This window comes from Kitasatospora sp. NPDC059571, from assembly GCF_042735675.1.
Taxonomy (GTDB): Bacteria; Actinomycetota; Actinomycetes; order Streptomycetales; family Streptomycetaceae; genus Kitasatospora.
On record NZ_JBHWBW010000195.1, the window covers coordinates 1 to 13,260 of the forward strand.

Genomic DNA, 13,260 nt, shown 5'->3' on the forward strand with positions numbered 1-13,260 from the left:
AAGGTGGTCGCCCCGGTGGTCGAACCGACCAGGGTGGCGCCGCGGTACACGTCGTAGCCGGTCACGCCGACGTTGTCGGTCGAGGCCGTCCAGGACAGCGACACGCTGGTGGCCGTCTTGGCGGTCGAGGTCAGCCCGGTCGGCGCGCTCGGCGCCTGGGTGTCCGTGGTGCCGCCGCCGTTGACCGGCGGGTAGGCGTTGGCCAGCAGCTGCCGGAACTGCGCGGAGAACCAGTCACCGGCGAGCGGCGAGTTCGGCAGGGCGCCGGTCAGGTTGTTGCCGTTGCGACCGTTGCCCGTGTAGGTCGGGTCGCACATCCGGTCGAAGCCCTTGCCCTGGTCGTTGGCGATCGCCTGGCTCGCGCCGTCCGACTCGCCCGGCGGCTTGGCCCACACGTAGGCGTCGATGCCCGTGGCCGGCGCGGCGCTCGGGCGCTCGCCGAGGCCGGCGCCGCTCTGGTTGCACCAGTTGCCGGCGTGGATCCGGCGGTCGATGCGGCCGCCGTTGACGTAGTCGTCCACGGAGGTCAGCGGGCCCGCGGCGGTCGGGCGGGCGGAGCCGCCCCAGCCGTTGCGGGAGGTGTCGATCAGCATGCCGATGTTCGAGTTGAAGCCCTGGCCGACCAGCGTGGTGCGCAGCGCCTGGGCGTAGCTCAGCTCGTCGACGTACTGGTTCCAGTCGACCCACTTGGACTGGCGCACGGTGGTGCCGTTGACCGTGTCGGTGACCTTGAAGTTCGGCTCGGTCAGCGCGCTGTAGTTGGCGGTGTTGACGATGAAGCCGGTCACGTCGTTGACGGTGGCGCCGCCGGTGGTGGCGGCCTTCTTGAACTCCTGCGCGGCGGGGGTCATGTTGCTGTCCCAGCCGAGCCAGCCGTGGTGGGCGGCGTCGATGTAGTTGTAGACGTTCGGGATCGCGCCCAGGGTGTGCAGCGCGTAGCCGACGCCGGCCTCGTAGTTGCCGTTGGCCTTCATGGTGGCGCAGGCGTCGGTCGACCCGGCGGTGCCGCCGGCGTTGGTCACCAGGTTCGGCAGCGAGTCGGGCTCGATGACGTTGACGATCCGCAGGTTCGCGTAGGCCTGGTCCGCGAGGATGGCCGCGATCGGGTCGATGTACTGCGTCTTGTACTTGTCGATGTCGGTGGGGCCGAGCTCGCCGTTGGAGGCGAGGGCGGAGCAGTCGCGGCCCGGCAGGTCGTAGATGACCAGCTGCACCAGGCTCGCGCCCTGGGCGAGCGCGGTGTCCAGGTGGGCCTTGAGGCCGCGGGCCGAGGAGGAGCCGGAGATCGCGGCGATGCGGTCGAGCCAGACGAAGGTCGGCTGGTTGGAGACCGCCGAGCCGCCCGGCTCGGCGGCGGCCTTGGCGGACCAGTCCGGGTTCACGTACACCTTGGCGCCGGTGTACGGGTTGTCCAGCTTGGTGGCGGCGGTGGCCGGCTGGGCGACCGCGACGGGCAGCACACCGGCTGCGATCACCGCGGAAGCGGCCGCGGCCGTGCGCAAACGCTTGAACAGGTGGGATGGCACTTACGGGATCCTTTCGGGTGGGGGACGGACCCTGATGTGCAGTGGCGATTGTGGGAGCGCTCCCACTTATTTGGAGACAGCGATCCGTCGATGCTGCTGCCTGACCGGGGGATTGACGGACCGTCCGAGCTGCGGCCGGGCCGCCCCAGACTGCGGGGCAGGCCCTGAACTCATCGCATATCAAGCCATGAAGGCGGGGCCCCGTCAAGAACTCCGGCAGACTTCAACTCCTAAATCCCACACGGCTCGTGGGAGCGCTCCCTTAATTCTCGCCATCAAGGAAGGGGGCGGCCCCGATCGCCCCGCACCGGGTGACGACCCGTCATACCGGGCGCCGCTCCCGTAGCGTGGCGACGGGAAGCAGCAGGTGGGGCGGACGGAGGGAGCAGCCGTGTCGGAGCCGTTCGACCGCGGCGGAACGGGCAGCAGCAAGTGGGCCAGGGCCGGCGCGGGCCGGATCGCGCTGGGCCTCGCCGACATGGACCTCCCCGGTCCGCCGGCGATCGGTGCGGCACTGGCCGCCCGGGCCTCGCACCCCGCCTACGGGTACACCGTCGCCGATCCGGGCGGCCGGGCCCTGGTGGCCGACTGGTACCGGCGGCGGCACGGCGTGGCGGTGGACCCGGACTGGGTGCTGCTGCTGCCGTTCGGCCCGCGGACGGCGCTGCGGCTGCTGCTCTCGGCGGCCGGCACCGCGGGGCCGGACCGGCCGGTGGCGGCGGCGGATCCGGAGTGGGGCGGCTTCACCGCCCTGTGCGCGGCCGCCGGCCTGCCGCTGCGCCGGGTGCCGCTGGTCCGCGAGGGCGAGGCCTACCGCCTGCCGCTGGCGGACTTCGCCGCGCTGCGGCCCGGGGTGCTGCTGCTGAGCAGCCCGCACAATCCCTCGGGGCGGCTGTGGACGGCGGACGAGGTGCGGGCCCTGGCCGGCCTGGCGGCGGAGGGCGGCGGGCTGCTGGTCTCGGACGAGGTGCACGGCGACCTCGTCCACCCCGACCACGGGCAGCGCCACCCGGTCGCAGTGGCGGTGGCCGGCCCCGCGGCCGGGCACACGGTGACCCTCGGCTCAGTGGGCAAGACGTTCAACACCTCCGGCATCCCGAGCTGCTGGGCCCTGGTGCCGGACGCCCCCCTGCGCGGCCGCCTGCTGGCGGAGATGGCCGGGTACGGCCTGTGGGAGGGCGGCCTGCTGGAGCAGGTGGTGCAGCGGGCCGCGCTGACCGACGGCGAGGCCTGGCTGGACGGGACCCTCCGGCACCTCGCGGCCGCCCGGGACGAGGCGATCGCCGCACTCGGGCCGGCCGTCGTGGTGCGGCCGCAGGCGTCGTACCTGCTGTGGCTGGACGCTGCGGCGCTCGGGCTGCCACCCGAACGGGCGAGGGAGACGGCGATGACGGAACGTGACGTCGAACTCTCGGACGGCGCGGACTTCGGCCCCGCCGGCCGCGGTGGCCTGCGGCTGAACTACGCCTTGCCGCTGCCCGTCCTGAGGACGGCACTCCAGCGCTTGACGCGTACCTGATCCGCTTTGACCTGCGTGAAGCAGCGGCGAGGTTTGGCGCGTAGCAGACTGAGCAGGAAAGACCGGTCCGCAGCCGCGAACCGAGGGATGGTGAGCCCGGTGATACCTGTCCGACCGCAGCGCACCACCGGCCTGCCGGTGTCGATACCCAGCGTGACGCCCCTGACCGAGGCGTCCGCCGAGACCCACCTGGCCGGTATCTGTTTCAAGATCGGACCGCCCGCCCTGGTGGGTGTCGAGGCCGAGTGGTTCGTCCATGACGGCCGATGTCCGGAGGCCCCGGTGGACCCGGCCCGTACGGCCGCCGCCCTGGCCTCCTTCCCGGACCACCCCGACGGGCCCGCCTTCCCCGCCGGATCGCGCTTCACCCGAGAACCGGGCGGCCAGGTCGAGCTCAGCTCCCGGCCCGCCACCACCCCCGCCGGCTGCGCCGAGGACCTGCTGCGCGACCAGGCCGCACTGAGGTCCGCCCTCGCCGACCAGGGCCTGCGGCTCACCGGCACCGGCACCGACCCGCTGCCCCGCGAACGCCGGATGCAGGCCGACCACCCCCGCTACCGGGCGATGGAGGCCTTCTTCAATCGCGGCGGGCCCTGGGGCCGGATCATGATGACCGGCACCGCGTCCGTCCAGGTCTGTGTGGACGCCGGGACCGAGCAGGCCGTCACCGACCGCTGGCACCTGGCCCACCGGCTCGGCCCGGTGCTGGTCGCCGCCTTCGCCAACTCCCCGCTGCTGGACGGCCGCCCGACCGGCTTCCGGTCCAGCCGGCAGGTGGTGTGGTCCCGGATGGACCCCACCCGCACGCTGGCCCCGCCGGCCGACGGAGACCCGCGCGAGGCGTGGGCCCGCTACGTGCTGGACGCCGAGGTGCTGTGCGTGCGCCGCCCGGACGGCCGGCCCTGGACGGCGCCCGCCGGGATGACCTTCCGCGACTGGCTGCGCGGCGCCGGCGAGCGCCCGGCCACCCTCGCCGACCTCGAGTACCACCGGACCACGCTCTTCCCGCCCGTCCGGCCGCGCGGCCACCTGGAGCTGCGGATGATCGACGCCCAGCCCGGCGACGGCTGGCTCGTCCCGCTCGCCCTGGTCACCGCCCTGTTCGACGATCCGGAGGCGACCGACGCCGCCCGCGCCGCCCTGGAGCCGCTGGGCAACGGCGCAGCCCCGGCCGCGCCGCGCAACGGCCTCTGGCGGCGGGCCGCCACCCACGCCACCGCCGACCCCGAACTGCGCCGCGCGGCCCTCGCCTGCTTCGCCGCCGCCGACCGGGCGCTCGCCCGTACCGCCGGCACCGGCGTACTGCGCCGCGCCCTGGCCGACTACGCCGAGCGCTACCCGGCGCGCGGCCGCTGCCCCGCCGACGACCAGTTGGACGCCGTCCGGGCCGGCCGCCGCCCCGCCGTCGAGGAGGACGCCCCGTGCTGAACGCCGACCGCACCGACCCCGCGGTGCTGCGCGACCGGATCGCCGCCGAACTGCAGACCGCCCGCGAGCGCACCGCCGCGCTGACCGACTGCGTGGACGAGCAGGAGCTCACGGCACAGCACTCCCCGCTGATGTCGCCGCTGGTCTGGGACCTGGCGCACATCGGCAACCAGGAGGAGCTCTGGCTGCTGCGCAACGTCGGCGGCCGGGACCCGATGCACCCGGAGATCGACCCGCTGTACGACGCGTTCGAGCACCCGCGGGCCGAGCGGCCGAGCCTGCCGCTGCTGCCGCCGGACCAGGCCCGCCGGTACGCGCACGAGGTGCGCGGCCGGGTGCTCGACCTGCTGGAGGCCAGTCCGCTGGAGGGCGCGCCGCTGCTGGACGCGGGGTTCGCGTTCGGCATGATCGCGCAGCACGAGCAGCAGCACGACGAGACCATGCTGATCACCCACCAGCTGCGCAGGGGCGCGGCGGTGCTGGCCGCTCCCCCGCCGCCCGCCGCGGCCGGCGGCTTGCTGCCCGCCGAGGTGCTGGTGCCGGCCGGCCCGTTCACCATGGGCACCGACACCGAGCCCTGGGCGCTGGACAACGAGCGGCCGGCCCACCCGGTCGACGTGCCGGCCTTCTGGCTGGACACCACCCCGGTGACCAACGGCGCCTATCAGCGGTTCATCGCCGACGGCGGCTACGACGACCCGCGGTGGTGGACGCCGCAGGGCTGGGAGCACCGGGTGCAGGCCGGCCTGACGGCGCCGCTGTACTGGGAGCGGGACGGCGCCGGCGGCTGGCTGCGCCGCCGGTTCGGCGCCGAGGAGCCGGTGCCCGCCGACGAGCCGGTGCTGCACGTGAGCTGGTACGAGGCGGACGCGTACGCGCGCTGGGCGGGGCGGCGGCTGCCGACCGAGGCGGAGTGGGAGAAGGCGGCCCGGTTCGACCCGGCCACCGGCCGCTCGCGGCGCTACCCGTGGGGCGACGGCGACCCGGGGCCGGACCACGCCAACCTCGGCCAGCGCCACCTGCAGCCCGCGCCGGCCGGGGCCTACCCGGCAGGCGAGGCGCCGTGCGGCGCCCGGCAGCTGGTCGGCGACGTGTGGGAGTGGACGGCGAGCGACTTCCTGCCGTACCCGGGCTTCCGGGCCTGGCCGTACAAGGAGTACTCGGAGGTCTTCTTCGGGCCGGAGTACAAGGTGCTGCGCGGCGGGTCGTTCGCGGTGGCGCCGGTCGCCTGCCGCGGCACGTTCCGCAACTGGGACTATCCGGTGCGGCGGCAGATCTTCTCGGGCTTCCGCACCGCCCGCGACGCGGGGGCCGCCTGATGTGCCGCCACCTCGCCTATCTGGGCGGGCCGCTGGCGCCCGGCGCGGTGCTGGCCGAGCCGCCGTTCTCGCTGGTGCACCAGTCCTGGGCGCCGCGCCGCCAGCGGTACGGGACGGTCAATGCGGACGGCTTCGGCCTCGGCTGGTACGCCGAGGGCGACGACCGGCCGGCCCGCTACCGCAGGGCCGGGCCGATCTGGGCCGACGAGGCGTTCGCCGACCTGGCCCGGGTGGTGCGCACCCGGGCCCTGCTGGCCGCCGTCCGCTCCGCCACCGCGGGGTGCGCCCCCGGCGAGGCTGCCGCCGCCCCGTTCACCGACGGTCACCGGCTGTTCAGCCAAAACGGCGCGCTGCCGGGCTGGCCGGAGCAGTACGGGCCGCTGGCCGCCACGCTGCCCGCCGCCGAGCTGATGGCGCTGGAGGCGCGCAGCGACTCGGCGCTGCTGTGGGCGCTGGTGCAGGCCCGGCTGCGGGCCGGCGCCGAACCGGGCGAGGCGCTCGCCGACACCGTCCGGGAGGCCGCCAAGTACGGCGCGGCCCGGCTGAACCTGCTGCTCTGCGACGGCGCCTCGATCGCGGCGACCGCCTGGGGGGACACGCTCTTCCACCGCGCCGGTCCCGGCACGGTGGTCGCCTCCGAACCGTACGACGACGACCCCGGCTGGATCGAGGTCCCCGACCGCAGCCTCCTGCTCGCCACCCCGGCGGGCGTCACCGTCCGTCCCATCGACCACCCCGACGCGTAAGGACGACACGATGAGCACCTACGACCTGACCCGTCTGCTGCCCGCCGACCACTTCTCCCACGCGCTACGGCACGACGTGCGCAGCGGTCTCACGGCGGATCCCAAGTGGCTCCCGCCGAAGTGGTTCTACGACGCCCGGGGCAGCGAGCTGTTCGAGGAGATCACCCGGCTGCCCGAGTACTACCCGACCCGGGCCGAGCGGGAGATCCTCACCGAGCGGGCCGCCGAGATCGCCGTGCTGACCCGCGCCCGGACACTGGTGGAGCTGGGCTCCGGCTCGTCCGAGAAGACCCGGCTGCTGCTGGACGCGCTGCGCCGGCTGGGCACGCTGGAGAGCTACGTGCCGGTGGACGTCAGCGAGAGCGCGCTGGACGCGGCCGGGCACGCACTCACCGCGGAGTACCCGGGCCTGGCGGTGCACGCGGTGCTCTCCGACTTCACCAAGGGGCTCGGGCTGCCGCCCGGCGGCGGCCCGCGGCTGGTGGCCTTCCTGGGCGGCACGCTCGGCAACTTCCTGCCCGAGGAGCGGGCGGTGTTCCTGCGCACGCTGCGCGAGGCCCTGGAGCCGGGCGACGCGCTGCTGCTCGGCACGGACCTGGTCAAGGACCCGGCGGTGCTGGTCGCGGCGTACGACGACGCGGCCGGGGTCACCGCGGAGTTCAACAAGAACGTGCTGAACGTGCTCGACCGCGAGCTGGACGCCGACTTCGACCCGGAGGCGTTCGAGCACGTGGCGCTCTGGGACGCCGAGCGGGAGTGGATCGAGATGCGGCTGCGCTCGCGCCGGGCGCAGACCGTGAAGATCCCGGCGCTGGACCTGCCGGTGCACTTCGAGGCGGGCGAGGAGCTGCGGACGGAGGTGTCCGCGAAGTTCCGCCGGCCGCGGGTGGCGGAGGAGCTGGCGGCGGCCGGGATGCAGCTGTCGGAGTGGTGGACGGACGCGCCGGGCCGGTTCGGGCTGTCCCTGGCACGGCCGGTCTGATCGTTCGATCAGTGAAGTGATGGGCCGATGATTTGTCCCATCTACCGGATCCTGCGTACAAGTGATGAATGAATTGGGGTTACGATCGCGACGCCTCTCTCAATGTTGAGTACCCAGGAGTCCGATCGTGAGCGTCACCCAACAGCCCGCAGCCGAGCGTGCGCAGGCCCCCGAACGGTTGGGGTTCGTCGTCTTCATCGCGGCGGCGGCCGCCCTCGGCGGCTTCCTGTTCGGCTATGACAGCTCGGTGATCAACGGCGCCGTCTCCGGCATCCAGGACCGCTTCGGGATCGGGGACGGCGCCACCGGGCTGATCGTCTCCTCCGCGCTGCTCGGCTCCGCGGTGGGTGCGGCACTCGCCGGGCGCTTCGCCGACCGCTACGGCCGCATTCGGGTCATGAAGGCGGCGGCCGTGCTGTTCGCGGTCAGCGCGGTCGGCTCCATGCTGCCGTTCGCCGCCTGGGACCTCGCCTGCTGGCGAGTGCTCGGCGGCGCCGCGATCGGCATCGCCTCGGTGATCGCACCCACCTACATCGCCGAGGTGGCGCCGACCCGCTACCGCGGCCGGCTGGCCTCCTTCCAGCAGGCCGCGATCGTGCTCGGCATCGCGATCTCCCAGCTGGTGAACTGGGTGCTGGCGGACGCCGCCGGCGGTGACACCCGGGGCGCGCTGCTCGGCCTGGAGGCCTGGCAGTGGATGCTCGGCGTCTGCGTCGTCCCGGCGGTGCTCTACTTCGTGCTGGCCGCGCGGATCCCCGAGTCGCCGCGCTTCCTGATCTCGGCGGGACGGCTCGACGAGGCGCGCACCGTCCTGCACGCCGTCGAGGGCGCGGGCATCGACAGCGAGGCCCGGATCGCCGAGATCCGCGCGCTGATCGCCTCCGACCACCGCCCGCGCTTCCGCGACCTGCTCGACGGCCGCCTGGGCCTGCTCCCGATCGTCTGGGTGGGCATCGGGCTGTCGGTCTTCCAGCAGCTGGTCGGCATCAACGTGATCTTCTACTACTCGTCGATCCTCTGGCAGTCGGTCGGCATCGACCAGAGCAACTCGCTGCTGATCAGCTTCGTCGGCTCGGTGATCAACATCGTGGGTACGGTGATCGCCGTGCTGCTGGTCGACCGGGTCGGCCGCAAGCCGCTCGCCCTGGTCGGCTCGGCCGGCATGGCGGTCAGCCTGGGCGCCGCCGCCTGGGCGTTCTCCTCGGCCACCGGCACCGGCGACAACGTGGTGCTGCCCGACCTCCAGGGCACCGTGGCGCTGATCGCGGCCAACCTCTTCGTGCTGTTCTTCGCGCTCTCCTGGGGCGTGGTGGTCTGGGTGATGCTCGGCGAGATGTTCCCCAACCGGATCCGCGCGGCCGCGCTGTCGGTGGCCGCCTCCGCGCAGTGGGTGGCCAACTGGGCGATCACCGTCTCGTTCCCGGCGATGTCGCGGTGGAACCTCTCCGCCACCTACGCGATCTACGCGGCCTTCGCGCTCGGCTCGATCCTCTTCGTGGCCCGCTTCATGAAGGAGACCAAGGGCATCCGGCTGGAGGACATGGGCTGAGCAGCAGCGGCCCGGCAGCGAGGGGCGTCCGCCGGACCGGCGGGCGCCCTTCGGCGCGTCCGGTCACCCTAGCGCCGATCCGGCCGGCCGGAGGGGCGATTCGCACACTCTGCGCGGCCGCGCGGACACATCCGGTACCCATGACTCCGGGAGGGATGTGTCCTTGATCTTCAGCCGGATTCGCACGCGCAGACCCGCCACCGCCACCGGGTCCTGCCCCTACGCCCACCATCACACCACCCCCGCCGCGCCACCCGGGCCCGCGGCACCGGACGCCCGCTCGGTGGCCGGCCAGGCGGTGGCGTTCGTCCGCCAGTTCCACCGGGAGCACCCGGCCGCCGGCGACCCCGGCCCGCGGATCCGCCGGGTGCTCGCCGAACTCGACCGGACCGGCAGCTACCGGCACACCGCCGAGGAGCTCGCCTTCGGCGCCCGGGTCGCCTGGCGCAACTCCGCCCGCTGCATCGGCCGGCTGTACTGGCAGAGCCTGGTCGTCCGCGACCGGCGGCACCTCGACACCCCCGACGCGATCGCCGAGGAGTGCTTCGAGCACCTGCGCACCGCCACCAACGGCGGCCGGATCCGCCCGGTGGTCACCGTCTTCGCCCAGGACCTCCCCGGCCGGCCCGCGCCCCGGATCCTCAACCAGCAGCTGGTCAGGTACGCCGGCTACCGCGAGGAGGACGGCAGCTGGACGGGCGACCCGGCCGGCGCCGCCCCGGCCGCGCTGGCCCGCTCGCTGGGCTGGAAGAGCGGTGGCGAGCGCTTCGACGTGCTCCCGCTGCTGGTCCGGGCCGGGCCCGGCGCGGAGCCGCGCTGGTACGAGGTGCCGGACGATGCGGTGCTGGAGGTGCCGCTGCACCACCCCGAGCACCGCTGGTTCGCCGCGCTGGGGCTGCGCTGGTACGCCGTGCCCGCGATCAGCGACATGACCCTGGAGATCGGCGGCGTCCGCTACCCGGCGGCCCCGTTCAACGGCTGGTACATGGGCACCGAGATCGGCGCCCGCAACCTCGCCGACGCCGACCGCTACGCCATGCTGGCCACCGTCGCCGAACGGCTCGGACTGGACACCTCCAGCGACCGCACGCTCTGGCGCGACCGGGCCCTGGTCGAGCTCAACGTGGCCGTCCTGCACTCCTTCCAGGAGGCGGGCGTCACCATGGCCGACCACCACACCGAGTCCGAGCGGTTCCTGCGGCACGTGGCCCGCGAGCAGCGGCTCGGCCGCCCCACCCCCGCCGACTGGAGCTGGATCGTGCCGCCGGTCTCCGGCGGACTGACCCCCGTCTACCACCGCTACTACGACCCGGTCGACCCGGACCAGCGGCCCGCCTTCCTTGCCCGGCCGCCCTGGTGACGGACCGTCGGACGGAAAACCGCTGGCCGCGGCCGGGCCCGGCCGCGACAATGCGCGGATGGACAGCGCAGAACGCACGGTGACGGCCGTGGTGACCCTCGGCGGCGAACGGCTCGGACAGGTCGGGCCGTTCCCGGTGACCACTCCCCGGTGGCAGGACGTCGCCCCGGTCGTCCGCGAGCTGGAGCGGCTCCTCGGAGTGCCCGCCCTGGTGCTGCGCCTGGTGCGGGCGGAGGGCGGCGACGGCTGCTCCGGCGGGCACGTCGTCTACCACGCCGAGGCGCTGGGCCGACCCGCGCGGCCGCTCGCGGACGGCGGGATCCCGCTGGACGAGGACCCGCTGCGGGCCGCCTGGGCGACCGCGGACGGGCTGCTCGGGGCGCTCGCCTGGGCCGAGGAGGTGCTGGCGGCCGCCGGGCGCCCGGCCACCGGCCCGGCCGAGCAGCTGCGCACCTGGAACCTCTCCGGGCTGCTGCGCATCCCCACCGCGCACGGGCCGGTCTGGCTGAAGACCACCCCGCCGTTCGGCGCCGACGAGTCCGGGCCGATCGGCCTGGTCGCCTCGGTGGACGCGGACCTCGTCCCGGCGGTGCTCGGCTCGGCCGAGGGGCGGCTGCTGCTGGAGCACGTCCCGGGCGTGGACTGCTGGGGGCTGCCGGACGACGCCATGCTCGGCGCCGTGGCGCGGACGGTCGCCGTGCAGGCCCGGCTGGCCGGCCGCGCGATGCCCGCCCTGCGGGACGCCTCGCCCCGGCGGCTCCCCGCCCGGTTCGGCGAACTGCTGCCCCGCCTGGACGACCTGGCGGCCGAGGAGCGGGCGGCCGCCGAGCGGCTGCTGGCCCGACTGCCGGTACTGACCGGTGCGCTGGAGGCGTGCGGGCTGCCGGACACCCTGGTGCACGGCGACTTCCACCCGGGCAACTGGCGCTCGGACGGCCGGCGGACGGTGGTGGTGGACTTCTCCGACGCCTACCTCGGCCACCCGGCCTTCGACGGGCTGCGGCCGCGGCCGTTCCTCTCCGCCGAGCGGTGGGAGGACGTCCGCGCCCTGTGGGAGCGGTCCTGGTCCGCAGCGGTTCCGGGGTGCGATCCCGGGCGTGCGCTGGAGCTCGCCCGTCCGCTGGTGCACCTGTCGTACGCGGTGCGGTACCAGGAGTTCCTGGACGGGATCGAGCGCAGCGAGCGGGTGTACCACGAGGGCGACCCGGCGGCCGAGGTCCGCCGGGCCCTCGCGGCCGCGGAGGCGGCTACGGCTTCCGGTCGTTGAGCAGGGCGCAGACGAAGCCCTCCTCGACGTCCCGCAGCTGCGCCAGCAGGGCGGGCCGGGCAGCGGCGGTGATCTGCTCCGAGACCGAGACGGTCACCGCGCCGCTGCCGTCCGGGGCGGCCGCCGCGAACTGGGTGTAGCCCGCGGTGTTCCCGGTGTGCCCGTACACCGCGCCGCAGCGGGTGGTGTAACGGAAGATCCCCAGCCCGGCGGCGTTGACGCCGGGGCCGGCCGGCTCGGAGGCGCCGTCGACGAAGGCCAGCTGCTGCCGCCGGGTCTGCGGCCGCAGGAAGCCTGCGCTGCCGTACGCGCCGATGAAGGAGGCCAGGTCGGCGGGGGTGGAGACGATGCCGCCGGACGCCCATGCCCCGGAGGCGCCGTACATCGTGGAGACGTCGACCGGGGCGTCCGGCGGGGTGACGTCGTAGCCGTGCAGGTAGGGCTCGGGCAGCCGGTAGCCGCGCGGGAGGCTGGTGTCGTGCAGCCCGAGCGGGCGGTCCACCAGCCGGCCGAGCAGCTCCTCGTACGGCCGGCCGGTGGCGGCCTCGGCCATCAGGGCGACGGCGATGTTGTCCGAGTTGGAGTACTGGTAGCGGCTGCCCGGGGTGAAGAGCAGCACGGGCGCGGCGTAGTCGAGCAGGTGGTGCGGGTCGAAGACGTGGTGCGGGTCGGCGCCGAGGATCGCGCGGAAGGCGTCCGATCCGGTGTAGTCGGGCAGGCCGCTGGTGTGCTGCAGGAGTTGGCGCAGCGTCACGGGGTGCCAGGCGGCCGGGAGGTCGGGCAGCCGCTGCCCGATGGTGTCGTCCAGGGCGAGCGCGCCGCGGTCGACCAGCCGCAGGGCGACCGCGCCGCTGAAGGCCTTGGCGACGCTGGCGATCCGCATGTGGTCGTCGGGGCGCGGGGCGCCGGGCCGGCCGACCTCGGCGACGCCGGCCCGGTACACCTCGGTGCTGTCGCCGCGGCGCAGCACGGCGATCGCACCGGGCGGACCGCCGGCGGCGCGGACCAGCTCGTCCAGCCGGTGCTGCAGGGAGGTGGGGCTGTCGGGCCGCCCGCCGGCCGCGGCCGGGCCGGGGACGAGGCCGACCAGCGCGGCGGCCGCGACGAGGGCGGCGGCGCAGCGTCCGGCCGGGCGGGTGCGGGGGTTCGGGCGCGGCGGCCGGGACGGGAGCGGGCGTGCGGACACGGTGCGGACCTCCGGGTGGGACCGCGGCCGGACCGGGTGGCCCGGCCTGCGGCCGACGATCCGTGACCCGGCGTCAGCCCGGGCAAACCCCGGGGCGGCCGCGGTGACCCGATGGGCGCAGGCGGTCCGTCCGATCGGGCGAGGGGACCGGCCGGGGGGACGGGGCGAGGGCCGGGGGTCAGGCGGGCCGTTCGGGGAAGCGCAGCGCGAGGCCGTCGAGGAGGGCCTCCAGGCCGGTCTCGAAGGCGCCCTCGTCGACGCTGCGGCGGTGGGGGGGGGGGCCGGGGGGGGGGGCCCGCCCGGGGGGGGGGGGCGGGGGGTGGCCCCGCGCCCCCCGGGGGCCCCCCCCCCCCCGGGCCGGCCCGGGGCCCCGGGGTG

Annotated in this window: 10 protein-coding genes and 1 pseudogene; 8 read left to right on the forward strand and 3 right to left on the reverse strand. The window is 75.0% G+C overall.

Features of this window, described 5'->3' with window-relative positions; translation table 11 throughout:
• Positions 1-1,502 (reverse strand): glycoside hydrolase family 6 protein (locus ACFV0G_RS21490; protein ID WP_380550084.1); only part of this gene is annotated, 1,502 nt, incomplete at its 3' end.
• Positions 1,503-1,917: 415 nt separating this feature from the next.
• Here ACFV0G_RS21490 and ACFV0G_RS21495 point away from each other — a divergent pair.
• The 8 genes from ACFV0G_RS21495 to ACFV0G_RS21530 all read left to right on the forward strand — a co-directional run bounded on the left by ACFV0G_RS21495 (position 1,918) and on the right by ACFV0G_RS21530 (position 11,696).
• The gene (locus tag ACFV0G_RS21495) at positions 1,918-3,045 is read left to right on the forward strand and encodes an aminotransferase class I/II-fold pyridoxal phosphate-dependent enzyme (protein WP_380550061.1); all 1,128 of its coding nucleotides are present in this window, start codon (positions 1,918-1,920) and stop codon (positions 3,043-3,045) included.
• Positions 3,046-3,198: 153 nt separating this feature from the next.
• Positions 3,199-4,473: an ergothioneine biosynthesis glutamate--cysteine ligase EgtA gene (gene egtA, locus ACFV0G_RS21500; protein ID WP_380550063.1), complete on the forward strand. Its 1,275-nt coding sequence runs from the start codon at positions 3,199-3,201 to the stop codon at positions 4,471-4,473.
• Entirely contained in the window at positions 4,467-5,792 is a 1,326-nt protein-coding gene (egtB, locus tag ACFV0G_RS21505; RefSeq protein ID WP_380550066.1) for an ergothioneine biosynthesis protein EgtB, read from the forward strand. The genes egtA and egtB overlap by 7 nt, the downstream gene beginning before the upstream one ends.
• Positions 5,792-6,538 (forward strand): ergothioneine biosynthesis protein EgtC, encoded by a 747-nt coding sequence (gene egtC / locus ACFV0G_RS21510; protein WP_380550069.1) that lies wholly within the window; start codon positions 5,792-5,794, stop codon positions 6,536-6,538. Before egtB ends, egtC begins: the two co-directional genes overlap by 1 nt.
• Positions 6,539-6,548: 10 nt before the next feature.
• Positions 6,549-7,520, forward strand: a complete 972-nt coding sequence (gene egtD, locus ACFV0G_RS21515; protein WP_380550072.1) for an L-histidine N(alpha)-methyltransferase — start codon at positions 6,549-6,551, stop codon at positions 7,518-7,520.
• A 124-nt stretch (positions 7,521-7,644) separates the two neighbouring features.
• Entirely contained in the window at positions 7,645-9,069 is a 1,425-nt protein-coding gene (locus ACFV0G_RS21520; protein ID WP_380550087.1) for a sugar porter family MFS transporter, read from the forward strand.
• A 163-nt stretch (positions 9,070-9,232) separates the two neighbouring features.
• Complete coding sequence (locus tag ACFV0G_RS21525; protein ID WP_380550075.1) at positions 9,233-10,429, forward strand: nitric oxide synthase oxygenase; 1,197 nt, start codon at positions 9,233-9,235, stop codon at positions 10,427-10,429.
• A 58-nt stretch (positions 10,430-10,487) separates the two neighbouring features.
• The gene (locus ACFV0G_RS21530; RefSeq protein ID WP_380550078.1) at positions 10,488-11,696 is read left to right on the forward strand and encodes an aminoglycoside phosphotransferase family protein; all 1,209 of its coding nucleotides are present in this window, start codon (positions 10,488-10,490) and stop codon (positions 11,694-11,696) included.
• Here the strand turns inward: ACFV0G_RS21530 and ACFV0G_RS21535 are convergent.
• The gene (locus ACFV0G_RS21535) at positions 11,677-12,882 is read right to left on the reverse strand and encodes a serine hydrolase domain-containing protein (protein ID WP_380550081.1); all 1,206 of its coding nucleotides are present in this window, start codon (positions 12,880-12,882) and stop codon (positions 11,677-11,679) included. The genes ACFV0G_RS21530 and ACFV0G_RS21535 overlap by 20 nt on opposite strands.
• 178 nt (positions 12,883-13,060) lie before the next feature.
• Positions 13,061-13,260: pseudogene (locus ACFV0G_RS21540) on the reverse strand (hypothetical protein); the annotation flags it as partial.